At 66.6% G+C, this 20,672-nt stretch carries 18 protein-coding genes; 7 read left to right on the top strand and 11 right to left on the bottom strand.

The features are described 5' to 3' along the window. Positions 1 to 26 precede the first annotated feature (26 nt). The 5 genes from IEV83_RS09335 to IEV83_RS09315 all read right to left on the bottom strand — a co-directional run bounded on the left by IEV83_RS09335 (position 27) and on the right by IEV83_RS09315 (position 6,928). Positions 27 to 2,081 (bottom strand): methyl-accepting chemotaxis protein, encoded by a 2,055-nt coding sequence (locus IEV83_RS09335; protein ID WP_181760254.1) that lies wholly within the window; start codon positions 2,079 to 2,081, stop codon positions 27 to 29. A 228-nt stretch (positions 2,082 to 2,309) separates the two neighbouring features. Continuing rightward, entirely contained in the window at positions 2,310 to 2,999 is a 690-nt protein-coding gene (locus IEV83_RS09330; RefSeq protein WP_181760255.1) for a Crp/Fnr family transcriptional regulator, read from the bottom strand. A gap of 297 nt (positions 3,000 to 3,296) precedes the next feature. Further along, positions 3,297 to 4,085 carry a ChbG/HpnK family deacetylase gene (locus IEV83_RS09325; RefSeq protein WP_181760256.1) on the bottom strand — a complete coding sequence of 263 codons (789 nt, stop codon included), beginning with the start codon at positions 4,083 to 4,085 and terminating at the stop codon, positions 3,297 to 3,299. Positions 4,086 to 4,182: 97 nt separating this feature from the next. Beyond that, positions 4,183 to 5,730: a glycosyltransferase family 39 protein gene (locus IEV83_RS09320; protein ID WP_209003064.1), complete on the bottom strand. Its 1,548-nt coding sequence runs from the start codon at positions 5,728 to 5,730 to the stop codon at positions 4,183 to 4,185. Between the two features lie 4 nt (positions 5,731 to 5,734). After that, positions 5,735 to 6,928, bottom strand: a complete 1,194-nt coding sequence (locus tag IEV83_RS09315; protein ID WP_181760257.1) for a glycosyltransferase family 2 protein — start codon at positions 6,926 to 6,928, stop codon at positions 5,735 to 5,737. Between the two features lie 221 nt (positions 6,929 to 7,149). Between IEV83_RS09315 and hisS the strand changes: the two genes are divergently transcribed. Genes hisS through IEV83_RS09295 form a run of 4 tightly spaced genes read left to right on the top strand, consistent with a single transcriptional unit; the run spans position 7,150 to position 12,138 of the window. Continuing rightward, complete coding sequence (hisS, locus tag IEV83_RS09310; RefSeq protein ID WP_181760258.1) at positions 7,150 to 8,625, top strand: histidine--tRNA ligase; 1,476 nt, start codon at positions 7,150 to 7,152, stop codon at positions 8,623 to 8,625. Then, a complete protein-coding gene (locus tag IEV83_RS09305; RefSeq protein WP_181760259.1) occupies positions 8,622 to 9,728 on the top strand; it encodes an ATP phosphoribosyltransferase regulatory subunit in 1,107 nt (368 codons plus the stop codon). Before hisS ends, IEV83_RS09305 begins: the two co-directional genes overlap by 4 nt. Positions 9,729 to 9,735: 7 nt before the next feature. Next, on the top strand, positions 9,736 to 10,704 hold the full coding sequence (gene hisG, locus IEV83_RS09300; RefSeq protein ID WP_181760260.1) for an ATP phosphoribosyltransferase: 969 nt from the start codon (positions 9,736 to 9,738) through the stop codon (positions 10,702 to 10,704). Between the two features lie 3 nt (positions 10,705 to 10,707). Next, entirely contained in the window at positions 10,708 to 12,138 is a 1,431-nt protein-coding gene (locus tag IEV83_RS09295; protein WP_181760261.1) for an amidase, read from the top strand. 227 nt (positions 12,139 to 12,365) lie between these two features. Here IEV83_RS09295 and IEV83_RS09290 read toward each other — a convergent pair whose 3' ends face one another. The 6 genes from IEV83_RS09290 to IEV83_RS09265 all read right to left on the bottom strand — a co-directional run bounded on the left by IEV83_RS09290 (position 12,366) and on the right by IEV83_RS09265 (position 17,799). Then, on the bottom strand, positions 12,366 to 13,235 hold the full coding sequence (locus tag IEV83_RS09290; protein WP_181760262.1) for an isocitrate lyase/PEP mutase family protein: 870 nt from the start codon (positions 13,233 to 13,235) through the stop codon (positions 12,366 to 12,368). Between the two features lie 35 nt (positions 13,236 to 13,270). Continuing rightward, positions 13,271 to 14,545, bottom strand: a complete 1,275-nt coding sequence (locus tag IEV83_RS09285) for a TRAP transporter large permease (protein WP_181760263.1) — start codon at positions 14,543 to 14,545, stop codon at positions 13,271 to 13,273. 9 nt (positions 14,546 to 14,554) lie between these two features. Then, positions 14,555 to 15,064, bottom strand: a complete 510-nt coding sequence (locus tag IEV83_RS09280) for a TRAP transporter small permease (RefSeq protein WP_181760264.1) — start codon at positions 15,062 to 15,064, stop codon at positions 14,555 to 14,557. A gap of 68 nt (positions 15,065 to 15,132) precedes the next feature. Then, on the bottom strand, positions 15,133 to 16,131 hold the full coding sequence (locus IEV83_RS09275; RefSeq protein WP_181760265.1) for a TRAP transporter substrate-binding protein: 999 nt from the start codon (positions 16,129 to 16,131) through the stop codon (positions 15,133 to 15,135). 184 nt (positions 16,132 to 16,315) lie between these two features. Further along, complete coding sequence (locus tag IEV83_RS09270) at positions 16,316 to 16,954, bottom strand: DNA-3-methyladenine glycosylase I (protein WP_181760266.1); 639 nt, start codon at positions 16,952 to 16,954, stop codon at positions 16,316 to 16,318. A gap of 122 nt (positions 16,955 to 17,076) precedes the next feature. Next, positions 17,077 to 17,799 (bottom strand): protein phosphatase CheZ, encoded by a 723-nt coding sequence (locus tag IEV83_RS09265; protein ID WP_181760267.1) that lies wholly within the window; start codon positions 17,797 to 17,799, stop codon positions 17,077 to 17,079. 246 nt (positions 17,800 to 18,045) lie between these two features. On the opposite strand from IEV83_RS09265, the gene IEV83_RS09260 reads away from it, so the two are divergent. The 3 genes from IEV83_RS09260 (at position 18,046) to IEV83_RS09250 (ending at position 20,632) form a co-directional block, all read left to right on the top strand. After that, positions 18,046 to 18,759, top strand: coding sequence for a DUF2927 domain-containing protein (locus tag IEV83_RS09260; protein ID WP_181760268.1), 714 nt, complete (start codon positions 18,046 to 18,048; stop codon positions 18,757 to 18,759). Positions 18,760 to 19,054: 295 nt separating this feature from the next. Continuing rightward, complete coding sequence (locus IEV83_RS09255) at positions 19,055 to 19,768, top strand: L,D-transpeptidase (protein ID WP_181760321.1); 714 nt, start codon at positions 19,055 to 19,057, stop codon at positions 19,766 to 19,768. A gap of 189 nt (positions 19,769 to 19,957) precedes the next feature. Next, entirely contained in the window at positions 19,958 to 20,632 is a 675-nt protein-coding gene (locus IEV83_RS09250) for a hypothetical protein (RefSeq protein ID WP_181760269.1), read from the top strand. Positions 20,633 to 20,672: the final 40 nt, after the last annotated feature.

Below are 20,672 nucleotides of genomic sequence, written 5' to 3'. Positions count from 1 at the left end.
CGGTTCTGTCCTGTGATCCGCGCCGGTCAGGCGGCGGCCACATCCTGCAGGAAGCGGTCGATCTCGCTGCGCAGGGCATCGGTGTTGTCGCTCATCGCGCCGGAGGCCGACAGCACGTTTTCCGCCGCCATGCTGGTGCTTTCCACCGCCTGGGCAAGCTCGCCCATGTGGCGGGTCACCGCGCCGGTGCCTTGCGCCGCCTGCTGCACGCTGCGGGAAATGTCGCTCGTTGCCGCGCCCTGCTGCTCCACCGCGCTGGCAATCGAGGCGGTGTAGCCGTTGACCTCCTGCATGATCTGCGCGATCTCGCCAATCGCCGACACGGCCTCGCCGGTCGATCCCTGGATCGAGGAAATCTGCGCGCCGATCTCTTCCGTGGCCTTGGAGGTCTGGGTCGCCAGTTCCTTCACCTCCGCCGCGACGACGGCAAAGCCCCGTCCGGCCTCGCCGGCCCGCGCCGCCTCGATGGTGGCATTCAGGGCCAGCAAGTTGGTCTGTTCGGCAATCGCCTGAATGAGGCTGACCACTTCGCCGATCTTGTTGGCGGCCTGGGCAAGGCTGGCGACCTTCTCGTTGGTCGCGTGGGTGCCCTGCGTCGCCTGATCGACCACCTGGGTGGTCTGACCGACCTGGCGGGAGATCTCGGCGATGGAGGCGCTCAGCTCCTCCGCCGCGCTGGCGACGGTCTGCACATTGTCGGTCGCCTCGGAGCTGGCCTGCGAGGTCGCGACCGAGCGTTCGGCATTGTCGCGCGCGGTCTCGGTCAACTCGCGGGCGGTCTCGCCAAGGCCGCTGGCGGTCTGGCTGACGGTACCGATCAGCTCCTGCACCTTGCTGCGGAAATCGGTGATCAGCGCCTCGGTGCGGGCCTGACGGGCAATCCGCGCGCTGGTCTCCTCGCCTTGCGCCGCTTCAAGACGCTGACGCTCGATGGCGTTTTCCCTGAAGGTCTCGACGGCAACGGCCATGTCGCCAATCTCGTCCTTGCGCGCGCCGATCGAGGTGTCGACCGAGGTATCCCCATCGGCCAGACGCCGCATCACCTCGGTGAGCCGCACCACCGGACGGGCAACCGCACCGGCACCGAACCAGACGAAAACGAGGACCAGCACCAGCAAGCCGCCGGAGATCGCCAGCATGGTGTTGCGCGCGCTGATGGCGCCGGCCATCATCACGTCATAGGGAATGTCGACGGTGACGTACCACTTGTTCTCCACCCCGGGGAAGGCAACCGGCACGGCCGCCTGGAACCGGTCGTCGATGCTCTCGCCATAGCCGGCACTCTCCGCCTGGCGGATCAGCTCCAGCACGCTGGCATCGGCCACGGGCTTGCCGAGCTTGTCCGCCTCGTCGGTCGAGACCCACAGGTTGTCGCCGCCAACGAGGCGAACCCGTCCGGCGCCGAAGGGAGTGTGCGTGGACATCCGTTCGACGATATCGGTCAGGGCCATGTCGGCGGTGACGATGCCAACCGGCTTGCCGGCCTCGCGCAGCACCCAGCTGACCGTGGTCATCAGGACGTCCTTGCCGTTCAGCGGATAGGTGTAAGGCGGGGTGATCGACGAACGGTTGTTGCGCACCGGCGCATCATACCAGCCCTCGGTGCCCGCCTCCTTGGTCATCACCAGCTGCTCGACCTTCACCGTGCGGTCGGGGCCGAAGAAGAAATAGGGCACGAAGCGGCCGGTGGCGTCGGAATACTTGTGCGAGGTGAACTCCGCATCCTTGCCATCGAGCGCATTCGGCTCGAAGGCCAGCGTCATGCCCACCAGTTCCGGATTGGCTTCCACGGTGCGGATCATCAGATCGCCAAGGCTGTCGCGATCGCGCATGCCGCCCTGGATGAGCCCTTCCACGGTCGCGGCGGCGGTCTTGGCAACGGTCACCGGCTCGATCACCGAGCCCGACACGTCTTCGGCATAGGCCTCAAGCAGGGCGCGGGCTTGCTCATGCGCCAGATCCCGGGTCGCGGAGGTCATCACCACCGATCCGGTGAGGCTCACGCCAAGCAGGGACACGAGAAACAGTGCGCCGGCACTGAGAAGAAGCTTGTTGCGAATGGAAAGATCAGAAAACCGCATCTGGCGAACCTCGCATTTGGCCCATCGGCACCCTCTGGTTGATCCTTGCTACGATCAACCTTGTTACCGACGGCTTAACCCCCTGCGATTTCTGACTATTTTCTATTTCCGGATGCATCCTTCGATCAATGCACGCAAAAGAATTTTCATGCCCGAATTGCGTAAAATGACGTCGCGACGTCGCGGAAACGGCGGTTCCGGGAAAGCCTCGCAGCAGGCCGCGCGCTGCTAGAGCGCCGAGGCCTGTTTCAGAAGATCCGGCTTCTCCAGGCAGTAATATCCGGAAATCCGGCTGATGGTTCCCGCCCGCTTCCAGTCATTCAGCACCCGGCTGACGTTTTCCCGCGCCGCGCCAGCCATATTGGCGATGTCCGATTGGGAAAGCTTGTAGTGAATGAGGATCCGGTCTTTCTCCACCGGCTTGCCGAAGGTCTCGGCCAGTTGCAACAAGGTCTGGGCCACCCGTCCGGGAAGCGGCAGGAAGGAGCGCGCGGCAAGCACGTCGTTGGCCTGGCGCAACCGCTTGCCGACAATCGACAGCATATGGCGGTAGACCGCCGGATTGGCATCGGCGAAGCGCTCGAAGGCATATTTGTCGATGAAGGCCAGACGCGAGGCCTTCAGCGCCGTGACATTGGCCGAACGCGCCCGCCCGTCCAGAAGCGCCAGTTCGCCGACGATGCTGCCCGGCCCCATCACCGCGAGAAACTGCTCGTCCCCCTCGACGCTGACAATCGAGACCTTGAGCGAGCCTTCCAGAATGGCATAGCAGCCGTTGCCCGGATCGCCGGATTCAAACAGGATCGCCCCGGGCTTGACCGACATCGGCCGCGCCAGAGCCGCCAGCCCGGACGCCAGATCGCCCGACAGCCCCTCCAGCGAGAAGCTGTTCTCCAGAAACCTTTGCAGCTCAACCATTGTATTCTGCCCCGTTCGTGTGCCCGCCCTCGCGCGGCGCCCCGGCCCTGCCCCTCCAGCATGCCTGCCGCGCTGCTCCCGCCTGCCACCTGGGCGGGAGCCAAAACAGCTTAGTGTCGTTTCCGTTCCGACAAAACGGATTGTGTGATGCCCATCACTGTTGTCCGGCCGGAAGCTCCCTATATCAAGGACAACAGCCGGTCGCTTTCCTGACCTCGCGACCGGCCCATACGAAAACGGCTCCCCATCCCCGCGGGGGGCCGTTTTCGTATGGGCCCGCTCCTTTTGACCATGTCGTCAATAGAGGAAGATGTCCTTTTCCACCAGGAGCAGCGAAAACTCCTCGCTCTTCAGGAAACCGAACAGCTCCGCCCGCGCGGCCTGAGCCACCGGCGGCTCGCTGCGGCGCAGGCGATCATCGGCCTCCCCTGGCTGGCACATCACCACCGCCCCATCCGGCACCCCGTTCAACCCGCGCCAGACATGCGCCCGCAAATCGGCCTGGGCGCCGGGAAAGGGAAAGCCCGGCCCGCGCGGACGCACCTCCAGGCCGAGCGCTTCCGCCGCACGGTGCAGCGCGCGCAACCCCCGGCGCCCCTTGCCAGGCGCAATCACCTGCGGCGGCATGGCGCGCTGGCTCGCCTGCCGCAGCACCACCTGGGCGACGCGCGGCACTGCCATCAGATCATCGCCGACATGCACGAAATCCGCCGGGCGCTGGTAGTAGTCCTCAAAGCGGTGGAACTGGGCATCGACCTCCGCCGCCAGCACCTCCTCGGGCAAGAGCCGCAGCGCGCTGCGCCAGCGCCACCAGAAGGGACCGGGAAAGGTCTCGCCGAACCGCTCTCGCGCCGCCCCCGACAGGGGCGCATGCGGTCCGCACAGGGTGACCGTCAGCCCGACACGCGTTTCATGGCGCGCGGCATCGACCGTATCGCGCAAGGGCAGGTATTCGCGGGTCCACAGATCGGACACCACCATGCAGCCGACGGCGGACAAAAGCCCGGCGGCAACGAGCTCGCGCTGCGCGCGGTCAACGCCGAAGGCAAGCCCATAGTCCGGCGCGGTCAGCAGGATACGTCGCATCAAAAAGGTCTTTCAGGGCGAAGCGGGCGGAACGAAAACAACAGGTTCCCCTTTATACCCGCTTAGACCAGACGGTCACGCCCTGTCAGAACCCCAATCAGGGTAAAGGGTAAACCGGATCGCGCGGGTCGCCGGACGGCTCGGCCACGCGGTAGACCACCAGCGTTTCCAGCGGCACACCGGAAACGGAGCGGACCAGCTCGGCCACCCGCTCGACCTTGCCAAAGCGCGCTGCGAGCGCCTCCGCCCCCGGATCGCGCCGCGCCTCGGCAACAAACAGCGCCGGCCGACGGGCGGTTTCGGAAGCCAGATCCGGCTGCATCACATAGCGGATGCGCTCGGTAACCTGCTCCACCGGCAAGACGCCGCGCAGGGTAAAGGCAAGCTGCCCGTTGAGGCCATAGGCCTGTGTGGCGATCCAGCGCGCGTCGTGCCGCCCAGCCAGATCGGTCAGAGCGGCGCCGATCTCCGGCCAACCACGGGTCTGGAAGGTCGGGTCCTTGCGCGCCAGCGTGCCGGTCAGCGGGCTCACCGCATGGACATAGACGACCAGCGACACCGCCAGACCAAGCGGCACGGCGATCACGGCACAGCCGCGCCACAGCCGGGCAAGGCGCTGCGGCGGTGCGCTCGCGACCACTGCCGCCATCATCACCAGCGCCGGGAACAGCGGCGCCGGCCAGTTGCCCTGCACCCGGGCATGAAAGCTATGGAAGACGAGATAAGCAAGGAACGGCAGGCTGGTCCAGATCAGCAAGCCGGCCGCCGCCTCCCCCTTCAAGGTGCCACGGATCATCCGCGCCGCACCGATCACCGCCAGCACCGCGATCAGCGGGTTGAGCAGCCCGGCCAGCGCGCCTATGAACTCCAGCAGGTATTTCAGCGTCCAGCCATGGGGCACGGCCCGGCCGAACTGCTTGTAGAAGGACGCCCATTGGTGATCGGCGTTCCACAGCACCACCGGCAGGACGATCAGAAGCGCCAACGCACCGCCGGCCCAGAGCTGCCAGGACCGCCACCAGCGGCGCGCGTCGGGCACCAGAAGCAGCCAGAGCACGATGCCCGCGCCGAGAAACAGCACCGAATATTTCGAGGCAAGGCCGAGCCCGGCGAAAAGCCCGACCGCCAGCCACCAGTTGGCATTGCGGCCCTTCGTCAGCTCCGCCAGCGCCCAGATGGTCAGGCCCCAGAACAGCACGGACGGCGCATCGGGCGTGGCAATCAGACTGCCGATGCCGATCAAGAGCGTTGCGTTGAAGAGGAGCACCGTCCAGCCGGCGGTGGTGCGGCCGAACAACAGCGCCGCCGTGCGCCACAGCGCCAGCGAGCCGAGCGCACCGGACAGAACGCCGATGATACGGATGCCAAGAGCGGTGTCGCCGGCAAGCCATTGGCCAAGCCAGATCCACCAACCGATCATCGGCGGATGATCGTAATAGCCGGTCGCGGGATGAAGACCCCAGAGCCGGTAATAGGCCTCGTCCTCGGCAAGACCGGAGGAGGCGGCGACCACAAGCCGCAGCAGCGTCAGGACGACAACCAGAGCGACGAGCGGTCCGGGCCTCAGCCAGCGCGGCACATCCGCGCCCCCGATCCCGGCGCTCTGCGTCTCACCGTCCCGGCCCGGCATGCGCGCGCCCGACATCGGCTCAGGCCTTGCGCCAGGTCAGCACGGAGCTGGCGGCGTAGTTCCAGACCGCGCCCATCACCGCGCCGGCGGCACCGGCAATGCCGGTCATCAGCCGTCCGGCGTTTTCCTCATAGACCAGCGTGGCCACGCCCACATTGGCGATGACGCCGAAGCTGCACACCAGATAGAAGCTGAGCAGCCCGCGCAAGGCGCGCCAGCCCTTCAGCCGCCGGTCGCGGTAGGTCAGCCGGTTGTTGAGGTAGAAATTCGTGGTCATCGCCACGAAGGTCGCCGCCGTCTGCGCGCTCTGGAACTCAAGACCGAGCAATTCCAGCCCGCCGAACAGCGCCAGCATGTGCACCACCACACCGGAGGCGCCGACCATCATGAACATCAGGAAGCGGACGGAAACGAAATCGCCGACAAGCTTGGACAAGAGCAGACCCAGGAAATCGAGGGCGACAAGGGTGTCGAGCTTGCTTTGCCCGTGCAGCCTTTCGCGGAACACATAGGGAAGTTCGGCGATGCGCAACTCGCCGCGCGCGCTGGCGGCGATATCGAGCAGGATCTTGAAGCCTTGCGCCGACAGCCTCGGCGCCAGCCGCTCCACTTCCCGCCGGCGGATCATGAAGAACCCGCTCATCGGGTCGCTCAGGTCCACCTGCAAGAGCCGGCGCGCCAGCGTGTTGGCAAGGCCCGACCCGGAGGCGCGCACCGAGGAGAGCCCGTTGCCGACCGCACCGCCTTCCACATGGCGGCTGGCCACCACCAGATCGGCCTCGTCGGCGGAAAGCGTCGCCAGCATCTTCGGCAACAGGGTCTCATCGTGCTGAAGATCGGCATCCATCACCGCGACGAAATCGGCGGAAGAGGCCAGCATGCCCTCGATGCAGGCGCCGGAGAGCCCGCGCCGCCCCACCCGGCGGATGACCCGCACGCGCGGATCGCGCGCCGCCAGCGCCCGCGCCGCATCCGCCGTGCCGTCGGGGGAATTGTCGTCGACGACGATCACTTCCCAGGCCACGCCGACCAGCACCTTGTCGAGCCGCTCCACCAGCACCGGCACGTTGTCGCGCTCGTTGAAGGTGGGCAGCACTATGGACAAGGTCGCAGGGGCCAAGGTCGCGGCAGTCGTCGTCGCGGCGGCAGGCGTCGCGGTGCGCGGTGCCACGGATGCGGCCAGTTCAGAGGGTGAAGCGCCGTCGCCCGGCATGGTGTCTCCAGCAAAACTTCAAAACGCGGCGGCGGATCCTGCGGCCGCGAAGACGCGGGGGACCATAGTCGGAACGCCCCGCATTGCAAGTGCCGAGGCGTCGCGGGGGAAGGCCCCGGGCAGCAAGCTCCGCCCCCGCCTTGCCCTTAACGGCTGTTTCGTCTAGGAAACCGGCCTGTCCCGCAATTCTTTCGCGCTATGCCGCATCTTCCGGAAATCCGATGGCCAAACCCAAGACGTTCAAGCTCAAGGCCCGCCTGCCGCGTGGCTTTGTCGACCGCTCCGCCGCCGATATTCGCGCCAGCGACGCGATGCTGGCGAAGATCCGGGCGGTCTATGAGCATTATGGCTTCGATCCGGTCGAGACCCCGGCCTTCGAATACACCGACTGCCTCGGCAAGTTCCTGCCCGACACCGACCGGCCCAATGCCGGCGTCTTCTCCGTGCAGGACGACGACGAGCAGTGGATGTCCCTGCGTTACGACCTGACCGCGCCGCTGGCCCGGCATGTGGCGGAGAACATCAACGAGATCCAGCTGCCCTACCGCACCTACCGGGCTGGCTGGGTGTTCCGCAACGAAAAGCCCGGCCCCGGCCGGTTCCGCCAGTTCATGCAGTTCGACGCCGACACCATCGGCGCCCCCGGCGTCCAGGCGGATGCGGAAATGTGCATGATGATGGCCGACACCATGGAAGCGCTCGGCATCCCCCGCGGCTCCTATGTCATCCGCGTCAACAACCGCAAGGTGCTCGACGGGGTGATGGAGGCCATCGGCCTGGGCGGCGAGGAGAATGCCGAACGGCGACTGACCGTGCTCCGGGCCATCGACAAGCTCGACAAGTTCGGCCCCGAAGGCGTGCGCCTGCTGCTCGGCGAAGGCCGCAAGGACGAAAGCGGCGACTTCACCAAGGGCGCGGAGCTGGGCGCGGACGCAATCGACCTGATCCTCGGCTATATGGCGGGCACGACCCGGCTCGACACCGAGGGCCAGGCTGAACTCGACCAGATGGCGGAGATCTTCACCGCCTGCGACTACGGCGCGGACCGGATCAAGATCGACCCGTCCGTGGTGCGCGGCCTCGAATATTACACCGGCCCGGTCTACGAGGCGGAGCTGCTGTTCCCCGTCACCAATGAAAAGGGCGAAGTGGTGCAGTTCGGCTCGGTCGGTGGCGGTGGCCGCTATGACGGGCTGGTCAAGCGCTTCACCGGCCGTGACGTTCCGGCCACCGGCTTTTCCATCGGCGTGTCGCGGCTGATGACCGCGCTGAAGAACCTCGGCAAGCTGGGCCGCGAGGAGGTGCTGGCGCCGGTGCTGGTCACCGTGATGGACGGCGGCCTTGAAGCGCTCGGCCGCTACCAGAAGATGACCCAGACCTTGCGCGCCGCCGGCATTCGCGCCGAAATGTACCAGGGCAACTGGAAGAAGTTCGGCAACCAGCTCAAATACGCCGACCGGCGCGGCTGTCCGCTGGCGATCATCCAGGGCTCGGACGAGCGCGAACAGGGCGTGGTGCAGATCAAGGACCTGATCGAGGGCAAGCGGCTGTCCGGCGAGATCACCGACAATGTCACCTGGCGCGAAAGCCGTCCGGCACAGGAAACCGTGGCCGAGGGCGACATCGTCGCGGCGGTGACGCGGATGCTGACCGCCCAGGCGGAGGATCGCGACAAGGCATCGGAGAGCGGCGAATGAGCGAGACCCGGACCCGCACCGACGGGCTGCGCAAACTGTTCGCGCAGACCGACTACACCCCGGTCGAACCGGCGATCCTGCAGCCCTCGCGGGTGTTTCTCGACCTGATCGGCGAGGACATTCGCGGGCGCATGTATCTGTCCGCCGACCAGGCCGGCGAGGAGCTGTGCCTGCGCCCGGACTACACCATTCCGGTCTGCCGCCAGCATATTTCCGATGGCGATCCGGCCCGCGCCGGGCGCTACAGCTATTGCGGCAAGGTGTTCCGCCAGCGGCCCGAGGGCACCGGCGAGTTCCTGCAGGCCGGGGTGGAATGCCTCGGGCGCACGGATCTGGAAACGGCGGACGCGGATATCTTCGCCCTCGCCCTGACCGCGCTGGACCGTCTCGGTGTTGCCGATCCGATGATCCAGATCGGCGACGAGGCGCTGTTCCGGGCGGTGCTCGACGGGCTCGGCCTGCCGGCCGCCTGGCATCGCCGGCTTGGCGACCTGTTCGGCGAGCGGGCCGAACTCGATCAGGCGATCGAACGGATGCGCGGCGGCGCCCACGACACCGCCCCCGCCGCCCCGGCGCTGGCCCGAGCGCTGGACGGGCTTGACCCGGAGGCGGCGCGCGGCGCCGTGGCCGAGCTGCTGGCGCTGACCGGCCTGCGCCCCATCGGCGGGCGGAGCACCGAGGACATCGCCGAACGGATGCTGGAACAGGCGGCACTCGCCAGCCACGACGTCACCACCGACCGGGCGGCGGATGTTCTGTCGCGCTTCCTCGACATCTCCGGCACGCCGGAAGAGGCGCTTGCCGCGCTGGAGCGGTTCGCCGCCGACACCGGCCTCGACCTTGCCGCCCCGCTCGCCCGCTTCCGCGACCGGCTGGCGGCGCTCGACGCCCGCGGGATCGCGCTGGATGGCTTGCGATTTTCCGCCGACTTCGGCCGGCGTCTCGACTATTACACCGGCTTTGTCTTTGAAATACACTCACGGTCCAACCCCGAGGCGGGCCAGTTGATCGGCGGCGGGCGCTACGACAAGCTCCTCGCCCTTCTCGGTGCCGGCGCGCATGTTCCGGCCACCGGCTTTTCCATCTGGCTCGACCGTCTTTGAGGATGTCATGACCGGTTTGATCATCGCCATTCCCTCCAAGGGCCGCCTGCAGGACAACACCCACGCCTTCTTCGCCCGGGCGGGGCTGTCCGTGCGCCAGCCCGGCGGCGCGCGCAACTACCGGGGCCGGCTGGCCGGCTTCGACGGCGTGGAAATCGCCTTCCTCTCCGCCTCGGAAATCGCCCGCGAACTGGCCGCCGGCACCGCCCATCTCGGCGTCACCGGGCTGGATCTGGTGCATGAGACCATCGCCAAGCCGGACACGGCGGTGCATATCGTCACCCCGCTCGGCTTCGGCCACGCCAATGTGGTGGTCGCCGCGCCCGCGTCGTGGATCGACGTCAACACCATGGCCGATCTTGCCGATGTCGCCTCCGCGTTCCGCGCAAGGCATGGCCGGCGCATGCGGGTTGCGACCAAATACGTTGCGCTGACCCGGGGCTTCTTCGCCGCCCACGGCATCGCCGACTACCGCATCGTTGAGAGCGCCGGCGCCACCGAAGGCGCCCCGGCGGCCGGAACCGCCGAGCTGATCGTCGACATCACCAGCACCGGCTCGACCCTGACCGCCAACGACCTGAAGGTACTGGACGACGGCGTGATCCTGAAGAGCGAAGCGCATCTGGTTGCCTCGCTCGCCGCCACCTGGTCGCCAGAGGCGCTGGCCTCGGCCCGGGCGATCCTCGACCGGATCGCGGCGGAAGAGCGCGCCCGCGGCGTGCGCGAGATCCGCGCGCTGGTCGCCGCACCGGAGTTCACCGCCCGCAGCGCCGCCGAGCAGTATGGCTGCGTCGCGCCCTTCGGCACCCAGGTGGGCCAGCCGCTCCTGCTGCACTGCCCGGCCGAGCACGCCGCCGACTGCGCCAGCCTGCTGCGCGAGCACGGGGCGCCGCATGTCAGCGTCACCACGCTCGACTATGTGTTCGGCACCGCCAATCCGCTGTACGACCCGCTGAGCGCCAAGGTCGGCGGATAGAGCATGAGCGATCCGACCACCCTTTCCGCCCGGGAGCTGTCCACGGCCATTCACGCCCGCCAGCTTTCCTGCCGGGAGGTGATGGCGGCGTTTTTGTCCCGCATCGACGCGCAGAACCCGGCGATCAATGCCATCGTCTCGCTGCGCCCGGCCGAAGAGCTTCTCGCCGAGGCGGAAGCCCGGGATCAGGAGCTGGCGCGCGGTCTGTCGCGCGGCTGGATGCACGGCTTTCCCCATGCGGTGAAGGACCTGTCGATGACCGCCGGGCTCGTGACCAGCATGGGCTCGCCGCTGTTCGCCCGTTTCAAACCCGATGAGGACAGCATTCACGCGGCGCGCATCCGCGCCGCCGGTGCCATCTTCATCGGCAAGACCAACACACCGGAATTCGGCCTCGGCTCGCACACCTACAATCCGCTGTTCGGCCCCACCCGCAACCCCTACGATCTTAGCCGCAGCGCCGGCGGATCGAGCGGCGGCGCTGCGGCGGCACTTGCCGCCCGGCTGGTGCCGGTGGCCGATGGCAGCGACATGATGGGCTCCTTGCGCAATCCCGCCGCCTTCACCAACGTGATCGGCTTTCGCCCCAGCTACGGGCGGGTGCCCGGCGGTCCCGGCCCCGAGCTGTTCATGGATACGATGGCGACCGACGGACCGATGGCCCGCTCGGTGGGTGATCTGGCGATGTTGCTTGCTGTGCAGGCGGGCTACGATCCACGCGCGCCGCAATCGCTCGACGGCGACGGGCAGGAGTTCGCCGGGGAGCTACGCAGCAGCGTCAAGGGCCTGCGGATCGGCTGGCTCGGCGATTTCGGCGGGTATCTGCCGTTCGAGGACGGCATCCTCGATCTCAACCGCAAGGCGCTCGACGTCCTCGCCGGGCTCGGCGCCCATGTGGAAGAGACCGGCACCGGCTTTGACATGGAGCGGCTGTGGCAGGCCTGGGTGGCGCTTCGCCAGTGGCGGGTGGCCGCCAAGCTGGCCCAGCTCTATGACGACCCGCAAAAACGCGAGCACCTGAAGCCCGAAGCGATCTGGGAGATCGAGGGCGGCCGGGCGCTGGACATGCAGGCCATCGAGGCAGCTTCGCTCACCCGCAGCGCCTGGCACCGGGCGGTGCTGTCGCTGTTCGGCAAATATGACTATCTCGTCGCACCGAGCGCGCAGGTCTTTCCCTTCGACGTCGATCTCGACTGGCCGAAAGCCATCGCCGGTCGCACGATGGATACCTATCATCGCTGGATGGAGGTGGTTGTCGGCGTCAGCATTCTCGGGCTGCCGGCGATTGCCCTGCCCGCCGGCTTCGGTCCTGGCGGTCTGCCCACCGGATTTCAGCTGATCGGCCGGCCGCGCGACGATCTCGGGCTGCTGGCCTGCGCCAAGGCCTATGACGCGGCCACCGACTGGACCGAGCGGACACCCGGCAACGCCTGAAAAGTCACCTGAACGAAAAAGAGGCCGCTCCGGGGGGACGAGAGCGGCCTCGGGTCCGGCGATCCTGCATGGGACCTTCCGCGAAACGCGGAGTGGATGCGCGGGGCGGCTGAACCGGGAGGCCGTGCACCCGCGCGTTTTTCCGAACCTTGCATGAGGCTACGCAAGGGCGGCCCATCTGGATCATCCAGCGTGCCGCCCGTCTCCCGCCGGTCCCGAAGCGTCGCTCAGGACCGCTTGTCGGCGTAGGCTTCCTCTTCCGCGTAATAGGCGTCGAAGCCGACATGCCGGCGCAGCTCGGCGAAATCGAGCAGCGCGGAACCGGGATGCTCGCCCGCCGCCATCACTTGCAACGCCGAGACCATCGCCTTGGTGGCCGCCGACAAAAGCGTCAGCGGATAGGCGGCCAGCCGATAGCCGATCTGTTCCAGCTCCGCATGGGAGAGCATCGGCGTTGCCCCGCCCTCCACCAGATTGGCCATGTGGATGCCCGGCACCTCGCGGCACACGGTCTCCATTTCCTCCACCGACTGGGGCGCCTCGACAAAGAGCAGATCGGCGCCGGCCTCGCGGAACAGCCGCGCCCGCTCCAGTGCCTCGTCAAGCCCATGTCCGTGGCGAGCATCGGTGCGGGCGAGGATCAGGATATCCGCGCCGTCCTCGCGCGCATCGACCGCCGCCTTGATCCGGTCGACCGCCTGCACCCGGTCCACCACCAGCTTGCCCCGGGTGTGGCCGCAGCGCTTGGGCGCAAGCTGGTCCTCGATCATGATCGCGGCAAAGCCGGCCTGGGCATAGCCCTTCACCGTGCGCTTGACGTTGAGTGCATTGCCATAGCCGGTGTCGCCATCGCCGATCACCAGCGAGGGGGTGGCGGCGCAGACATTGCGCCCCTGATCGACCATCTCGCCATAGGAGATCAGGCCGGTATCCGGCGCACCGAGACGGGCGGCGGAGACGGCAAAGCCGGACATGAAGGTGACCGGAAAGCCGGCATCGCCGATCAGCTTGGCCGACAGCCCGTCGAAGCAGCAGGGCATCACCGTCAGCGGCGTGTCGGTGAGATGGGCGCGCAGGCGCGCGGCGGGAGAGGTCATCGCGGAGAACCTTTCAAACGGGTTTGGCCAGCGGCCTAGAACTTGAACGGCAGATAGAGCACCAGATCCGGCCACCAGAAGATGATGAGAACGCTCGACAGCATGATCGCCAGGAACGGCCAGACACCGGCGGAGACCTCGCCCATGCTGGCCTTCCCCACCGCCTGGATCACATAGAGGTTGAGCCCCACCGGCGGGGTGATCAGCGCGCATTCGACCATGATGACGAAGAACACGCCGAACCAGACCGGATCGAGCCCGAGCGCCGTCAGCGCACCGGCCAGAACCGGCACCATGATCAGCATCATCGACAGGGATTCCAGGAAGAGGCCCATCACCAGGAGCACCAGGGCCACCACGGCGACGAACACGCCGGCGGTGGAAATATGCTCCGACAGGGCCATGGAGATGTCCTGCGGGATCCGGTAGAGGGTGATCGCCTTGCCGAACACCTTGGCGCCGGCGACGATCAAGAGGATGGCAACGGAGGTGGTCATCGCCTCCATCACCGCTTCCTTGAACTTCGGCCAGTCGAGGGTGCGCAGCAGCAGGCCGACGACCACCAGAGCCCCGAGGAACCCGACCGCGGCCGCCTCGGTGGGGGTGAAGACGCCGCCGTAGATGCCCAGGATCACCAGCGCGGCGAGCAGGATGGTCGGCAGCGCGCGCAAAAGCGTGCTGAAGCGCTCGTCCCAGCCCGCGCGCGGGCTCGGGCGATAGTCGCTGGCAAAACGCGCGTAGAGCATCGACCAGAGAATGAACAGGCCCATCAGCAACAGCCCCGGACCGACGCCGGCAAGGAACAGCGCGATGATCGATTCCTCGGTGATCACCCCGTAGACGATCATCGGGATCGACGGCGGAATGAGAATGCCGAGCGTGCCGCCGGCGGCCAGCAGGCCCAGCACGAAGCGGCGCGGATAGCCGCGCTCGGTCATCTCCGGGATGGCCACCGTGCCGATGGTCGCGGCGGTGGCGACGGAGGAGCCGGAGATCGCCGCGAAGATACCGCAGGACAGGATCGTCGCCACCGCGAGACCGCCCGGCCAATGGCCGACCCAGGCCTGAACGGCGGCGAACAGGTCCCGCCCCACCCCGCCCTTCAGGAGGACATTGGACATCAGCAGGAACAGCGGCACGGAGATCAGCACGAAACTGTCGGCGGCGGACAACAGCCCCTGCGGCACCATCAACGGCGAGAACCCGCCCAGCGCCAGGAGGAGAAAGCCCAGCCCGGCGAGGGCGAAGGCCACCGGAATACCGGCCAGAAGCAGCGAGAACAGGCCGGCGAGAATGAAGACTGTGGTCATGGCTGTCCGTCAATGCTCCACGCGGGGGGCGGCCGGGCGATCGTTGACGCCGTTGAGCGCGACGCGCACCGCCTCGATCAGCGCCTGGATCGCGAGAAGGGAGAAACAGAGCGGCAGGGCGGCTTCCGCCCACCAGGCCGGAAGATCGAGCATCGAGCCGGTGGTTCGCGCCCGCTCGAAGGAATGCAGGGCGATGCCGCCGCCAAGGTAGACGATGACGCCCCCAAGCGCGGCGATGAACAAGAGGGCGATGATTTCCTGCATCTGCCGGGCGCGGGGCGACAGACGGTCGGTCAAGAGCGTGATGGTGATGTGCTGGCGCCGGTGCAGCAGCAGCGCGGCGCCGGCGAAGGTGGCCCAGACCAAGAGCAGGCGCGACAGCTCCTCCGCCCAGATCGTCGGCGCGACGAACAGGTAGCGCATGAAAACCTCGTATCCGAGCATCAGCGCGGTGACGAAATAGGCCCAGCCGGCAAAAGTACCGGCAAGGGCCGACAGGCGGTCGACCAGTCGGGTCATCGGGCATTCCATGAAAAGTGCCGGAACGGGAGGCCCGTTCCGGCGGTTGCATGTACTTTAAAGACGGCTCAGTTCTGGAAGGAGCGGGCCGCGTCGAGGACCTTCTGGCCAAGCTCGCCCGCATCGGCGGCGAACTGGTCATAGACCGGCTGCGCGGACGCCTTCCACACCGCGATTTCCTCGGCGGTCGGGGTGTAGATGGTCATGCCGTTGTCGGCCGCCATCTTGATGGCCTCCGCCTCGATGGTCGACATCTTGTCGCGCACGTCCTTTTCCGCGGCCAGCGCGGCTTCGTTGATCCAGGCGCGATGCTGCTCGGGCAGGCCTTTCCAGAAGTCCTCGTTGACCACGACGACGAATTCCACATCGGCGTTGTTGGTCAGGGTGATGGTGTCCATCACCTCCCAAAGACGGCGACTCTTGACGCCGGAGACGCCGGTCATGCCGATGTCGACGGTGCCGCGCTGGTAGGCGATGTACTGCTCGGAGCCGGAAATCAGCGTCGGCGCGCCGCCCGCGGCCTTGACCCATTCGCCCAGGGTCTTGCCGAAGACGCGCACCTTCTTGCCGGCAAGATCGGCCGGGGTCTTGATCGGGCCGCCATTGGACAGAAGCACGGAGCCGCCATAGGCCTGCCACCACAACACGCGGCTGCCGGTGTCGAGAATCGCCTCGTCCAGCGGCCCGCGCACGGGGCTGCCCGGGGCCACGGCCTTGCGCACCAGCTCCTCGCTGTTGAGCAGGAACGGCATGTAGAACAGATCCACCGCCGGCACGTCGCCGACATAGCGGGTGAGCGAGACGACTCCCATTTCGATGGCGCCGGAGCCGACCGCCTGCGGGACTTCCTTGTCCTTGTAGAGCTGCGCCGAATCATAGATCTCGACGGCGACCTCGCCGTTGGACGCCGCCTCGACCTTCTCCTTGAACACCAGAAGGTTCTGGCCGAGATGGCTCTTCATCGGCAGCTGCAGGGTGATCCGCAAGGTGGTCTGTTCGGCCAGCGCGGCGGAAACGGTCATGGCCAGGCCTGCGGCCAGGCCGGCGGCGAATCGAGCGAGTTTCATCGTTTTCTCCCCAAGGGTCCGCGTAGACCCGCGTCCCTGTTGTTTTTTCAGCGAAAAGACGCATGGCCACCGCACTGTCGCCGGTCGCCCGCCCCATCGCCTATCGCGCGGTGATTTAACCGGTTGAAGCGGGCGCGCGCAACGCTGCGCCCTACCAAAAAAGGCAATTGCCCGAAGAAGCTCCTCAGGTCGGCCGCAGGAAGGCGCCCCGCGCCGCCTCCACCTCGGCCCGCACGCAGCACCCCTCCAGATGGTCGTTGACCATGCCCATGGCCTGCATGAAGGCATAGACGGTGGTCGGTCCGACGAAGCTCCAGCCGCGCCGTTTCAGGTCCTTCGACAGGGCGGTGGACACCTCCGTCTTGCCAAGCTTGGACAGGGTGGCGTGATCGCACCGTTCCGGTCGCTCGTCGGCGCCCGGCTCCCAGCTCCAGAAATAGGCGGCCAGCGACCCCTTCTCAGCAACCAGCTCCTGGGCCCGGCGGGCGTTGTTGATCACCGACACGATCTTGCCGCGATGGCGGACGATGCCGGCATCGGCCACGCAGCGCTCGACATCGGCGTCGGTGAACTCCGCCACCTCATTAAAATCGAAGCCACTGAAGGCAGAGCGGAAATTCTCCCGCTTGCGCAGGATCGTCAGCCAGGAGAGGCCCGACTGAAACCCTTCGAGACAGATCTTCTCGAACAGGCGCCGGTCGTCCGCGACCGGGCGGCCCCATTCGGTATCGTGATAGGCGAGATAGTCCGGCAGATTGCCGTGCCACCAACAGCGCGGCTCGCCGTCCTCTCCAGCAATGATCCCCTCAGGCAATTCCGACATTCACCAGCCCTTCCCGACCTGCGCGCACAAATGTTCCTTGTTTGTTCATAATAGCCGATCCGCAGGAAAGCGGAACCGGTTCCCTTGCGGATCTGAGAAAAAACGAGCGGCCCGCGCCGCGATCAGGCGAACAGCGCGTCGATATCGTCCTGGCTGGCAACGCCCTCGTCGGCCTCCAGCGCCGGCCCGTGCAGCAGCGCCGCGTCGCCGGCCTTCGGCGGCTGTTGCTCCGGCTCGATGCTCTTGAAGCTCTCGATCCCGCCCCAGATTTCCATCATGCGGATGATCCGGTCCTCGACGAAGCGCAGCGTGCCGATCACCTTGGTGATGCGCTGGCCGGTCAGATCCTGGAAATTGCAGGCCTCGAAGATCTTGACCACCCGGTCCTGGATATCGCCGGCCAGTTCCGCGTCCTGCCCCGACAGGCGGGCGCCCAGGGTGTTGGCGGTCTCGTCGATGAATTCGGCGGCGGACAGAATGCCCTCGGTGGCCCCTTCCGTGCCCATCACCACCGCATCCAGCTCATTGGTGACCCGCACCATGTCCTGGCTTTGGGCGCCGGTGGTGTTGTGCAGCGTGGCGATTTCCCGCTTGGTCTTGGCAATCGCCTCGTAGATCGAATCCAGCTCCGCCTTGAGCTTGACGGCTTCGCCGAGCTCCGCCTTGAACTGGGCCAGAACATGCTCGCCCACCTCTTCGCTGGGGCGAATCAATTCCTTGATCGAGGCGATCTCCGACATCAGCTCCTGATGATGGCGATCGTCCATGGCGGCTGCCGGCGCCCCGTCGTTGCGGGTTTGCTGCAGCAGGCGCTCCGCCCGGAAAGCTCGTTTGGTGGCCATCATCTCGATATTCGTCTCCACATGTCGTGTCTGTGGGCTGTGCGGCATCTCCAGCAAGGGTATAAGGGTCGAGATTTAAGGAATTGTTCCCGCATCTGAAATAGATGCGGGCGACGGGCTGTTTCGTGATCGAGACAGTTCATCGTTCCGCATTTGCGGGGGATTGAGTATTGTCACACCATCGAACATCGCGGATCCACCCGATCCGGCATCTGGAAGCTCCTCGTGCGCCGTTTCAAATCGCCTTTTATGTCTCTGATTGCCTGCGCTTTTCTTCTGGCGAGCGTGCCGCTGGCCGGGCAGGCCCGGGCCGCGCCCTACACGTTTTCGACAGAAGAGCTGGTCAACGGTTTCATGAAGACGGTGTTCGGACTTGAGTACCGCTCGTGGAGCTGGCAGCCCTATCTGGTCAAGAAATACGTCGGCCCGGTGCGCTTCTACGTTCACAACCTGGCGCGCAAGAACCGCCGGCCGATGGTCTACGGCTTCATCAAGACCATCGGACGCGACATCCACGGCCTGTCGACCATGGTCGTTGCCGCGCCGGAAGAAGCCAATTTCATCGTCTATGTGGTCGACCGCGACCAGTATGACGACGTGGTCCGCCGCTATATCTACAAGGACCCGAAGGCCGATGTGCCCGGCCGCTGCCTCGTGCGCGTTGCCTCGGACCGCCGGGGGATTTCCCGCTCCACGGCGGTGATCGTCTCCAACGAGGGCAACTTCCTGTTCCGCCGTTGCCTGGTGGAAGAGCTTTTGCAGGGGCTTGGCCCCATGAACGACGATCCGGACCTGGCCCACTCGGTGTTCAACGACCGCTCGCGCCACAGCCGGTTCACCGTCTTCGACAAGTATATCCTCAACATGCTGTATCACCGCCGGATCAAGCCGGGGATGCGGCCGAAGGAGGTGGAGCCGATGCTGCCCTCGATCGTGCGCGAGATCCGGCCGCTGGTGCGCTGAACCCGGTCCGGGGTGGACCGCTCAGGACACGCCGGTTTGCACGGCGAAACAGAGCGTTAACCCTTTTCGGCAACCGAACGCTAACCACGCGGCCAGATTCCCGAAAAGGGTCCCGCGCCGATTCATGATTGACAGTTTCTTTCGCCCTATCGTTGCCTCTCGCGGATGGTAAACGCACCGGCTTTCGCCGATGCGCGCGAGGGAGCAAGCCCACCGGCAAAAGTCGGCAGGCGGGTTTTCTTGCACAGCCCGGTCCGCAGGTGAGTCCGACGAAGAGGTTGCGAGTACGTCGATGATGCGAAACCGTGCAATTGCCCTCGCCCTGGCGCTGCTGTTTGGCCCGGCCCTGCTGCCGGCGGCCGCCGACTACCAGAGCCGGGTGTCCGCTCCGCCCCTGTTGCTGAGCCCGGACCTGACCGAACCCTGGGTGCTGCAGCTGCGGCCCGACCGCCGCGCGGTGCGCCCGCGCGTCACCACCCGGCCGATCACGGCGCCCCCGCGCGCCAGCCGCTACAGCGCGGTGCGCCCGCAGGCGAGCGCGAAGCGTCGGGCGAAGCGCGGTATCGACCCGCGTTTCCTGCCCACCACCGTCGCCTATAACGGCAAGCACAAACCGGGCTCGATCGTCATCGACACGCGCCAGCGCTATCTCTATCTGGTCGAGCCGGGCGGCTTCGCCAAACGCTATGGGGTCGGCGTCGGTCGCCCGGGTTTCGAATGGGCCGGCAAGCACAAGGTCAGCCGCAAGGCGGAATGGCCGGACTGGCGCCCCCCTGCGGAGATGCGCAAACGACAACCCAACCTGCCGAGCTTCGTCCCCGGCGGGCCGAAAAACCCGCTCGGCGCCCGCGCGCTCTACCTCGGCTCGACGCTCTACCGGATCCACGGCTCGAACGAGCCCTGGACCATCGGCCGGGCGGTGTCGTCCGGATGCATCCGGATGCGCAACGAAGACGTGATCGACCTTTATAACCGGGTCCCGGTGGGGGCGAGCGTGCACGTCATCTGACGTCCGCTCCCTGCCGACCCCACAACCGCTTCCCCGCGGAACTTCCAAGCCCGGCCTCGTGCCGGGTTTTCTTCGTCTTAAGCTCCTCTCACCCCCTCGGCGCTGTTGACATCGTAAAAATTAACTATATTCGCTAGGAGCCCTTGGCGGATCTCCTTGATCGGCCGAGCCATATCTTTGGGGGAGAGGATGGCGAACGAGACGAACCGCGACACCCGGCCTTCGGCACGAGAGGTCCGCGCCACCCTGACCGCCCTGCTGGAGACCCCGCCGCTGGCCCGCTCGCCCAAGGTCAGCAGCCTCCTGACCTATCTGGTCACCGCCAAGCTTGAGGGTACGGCGGAGGACCTGACCGAAACGGCCATCGCCGGCGCGGTGTTCAATCAACACGACAACTTCAATCCGCGCAGCAATCCGATTGTCCGGGTCAATGCCTCACGGCTGCGCAACCTGCTGAAATCCTACTATGCGGATGCCGGCGCCGATGACGCGATCCAGATCCGGCTTGCCGACATCGGCTATGAACCGGTGTTCAGCGACACCACAGCAGACGCGGAGGCCGGGCAGAGCGTCCCGCCGGAGGAAACGCCGGTGCCTGCCACGCCTGCGGACGGCACACCGGCCTCATCCCCCGCGAGGCAAACTGGCCCCATGGAGAAAACAGGCGAAGCCCCCTCCGAGCCGGCGCCCGAGGCGCCCTTGAACCTGCGCCAGCGGCTGCGCGCGCCCGCCTCCACCGCGCTGGTGCTGGGGGCGGCTCTTGCCGCCGTGCTGACCTCCATCATCTATATCCATGTGGCCCTCCAGTTCGCGCCGGAGCGCCCGGCACTGACAGTCACCACCGCCACCGCCGCCCCGAACTGAGGCGGAGAACTGACGCGGAGAACGCCCGCCCCACCAGGCA

This window comes from Stappia taiwanensis (assembly GCF_014635285.1).
In the GTDB taxonomy this organism is placed as follows: domain Bacteria; phylum Pseudomonadota; class Alphaproteobacteria; order Rhizobiales; family Stappiaceae; genus Stappia; species Stappia taiwanensis.
The sequence above is the reverse complement of the archived record's forward strand: the minus strand, read 5'-3'. Positions and strand labels throughout refer to the sequence as shown.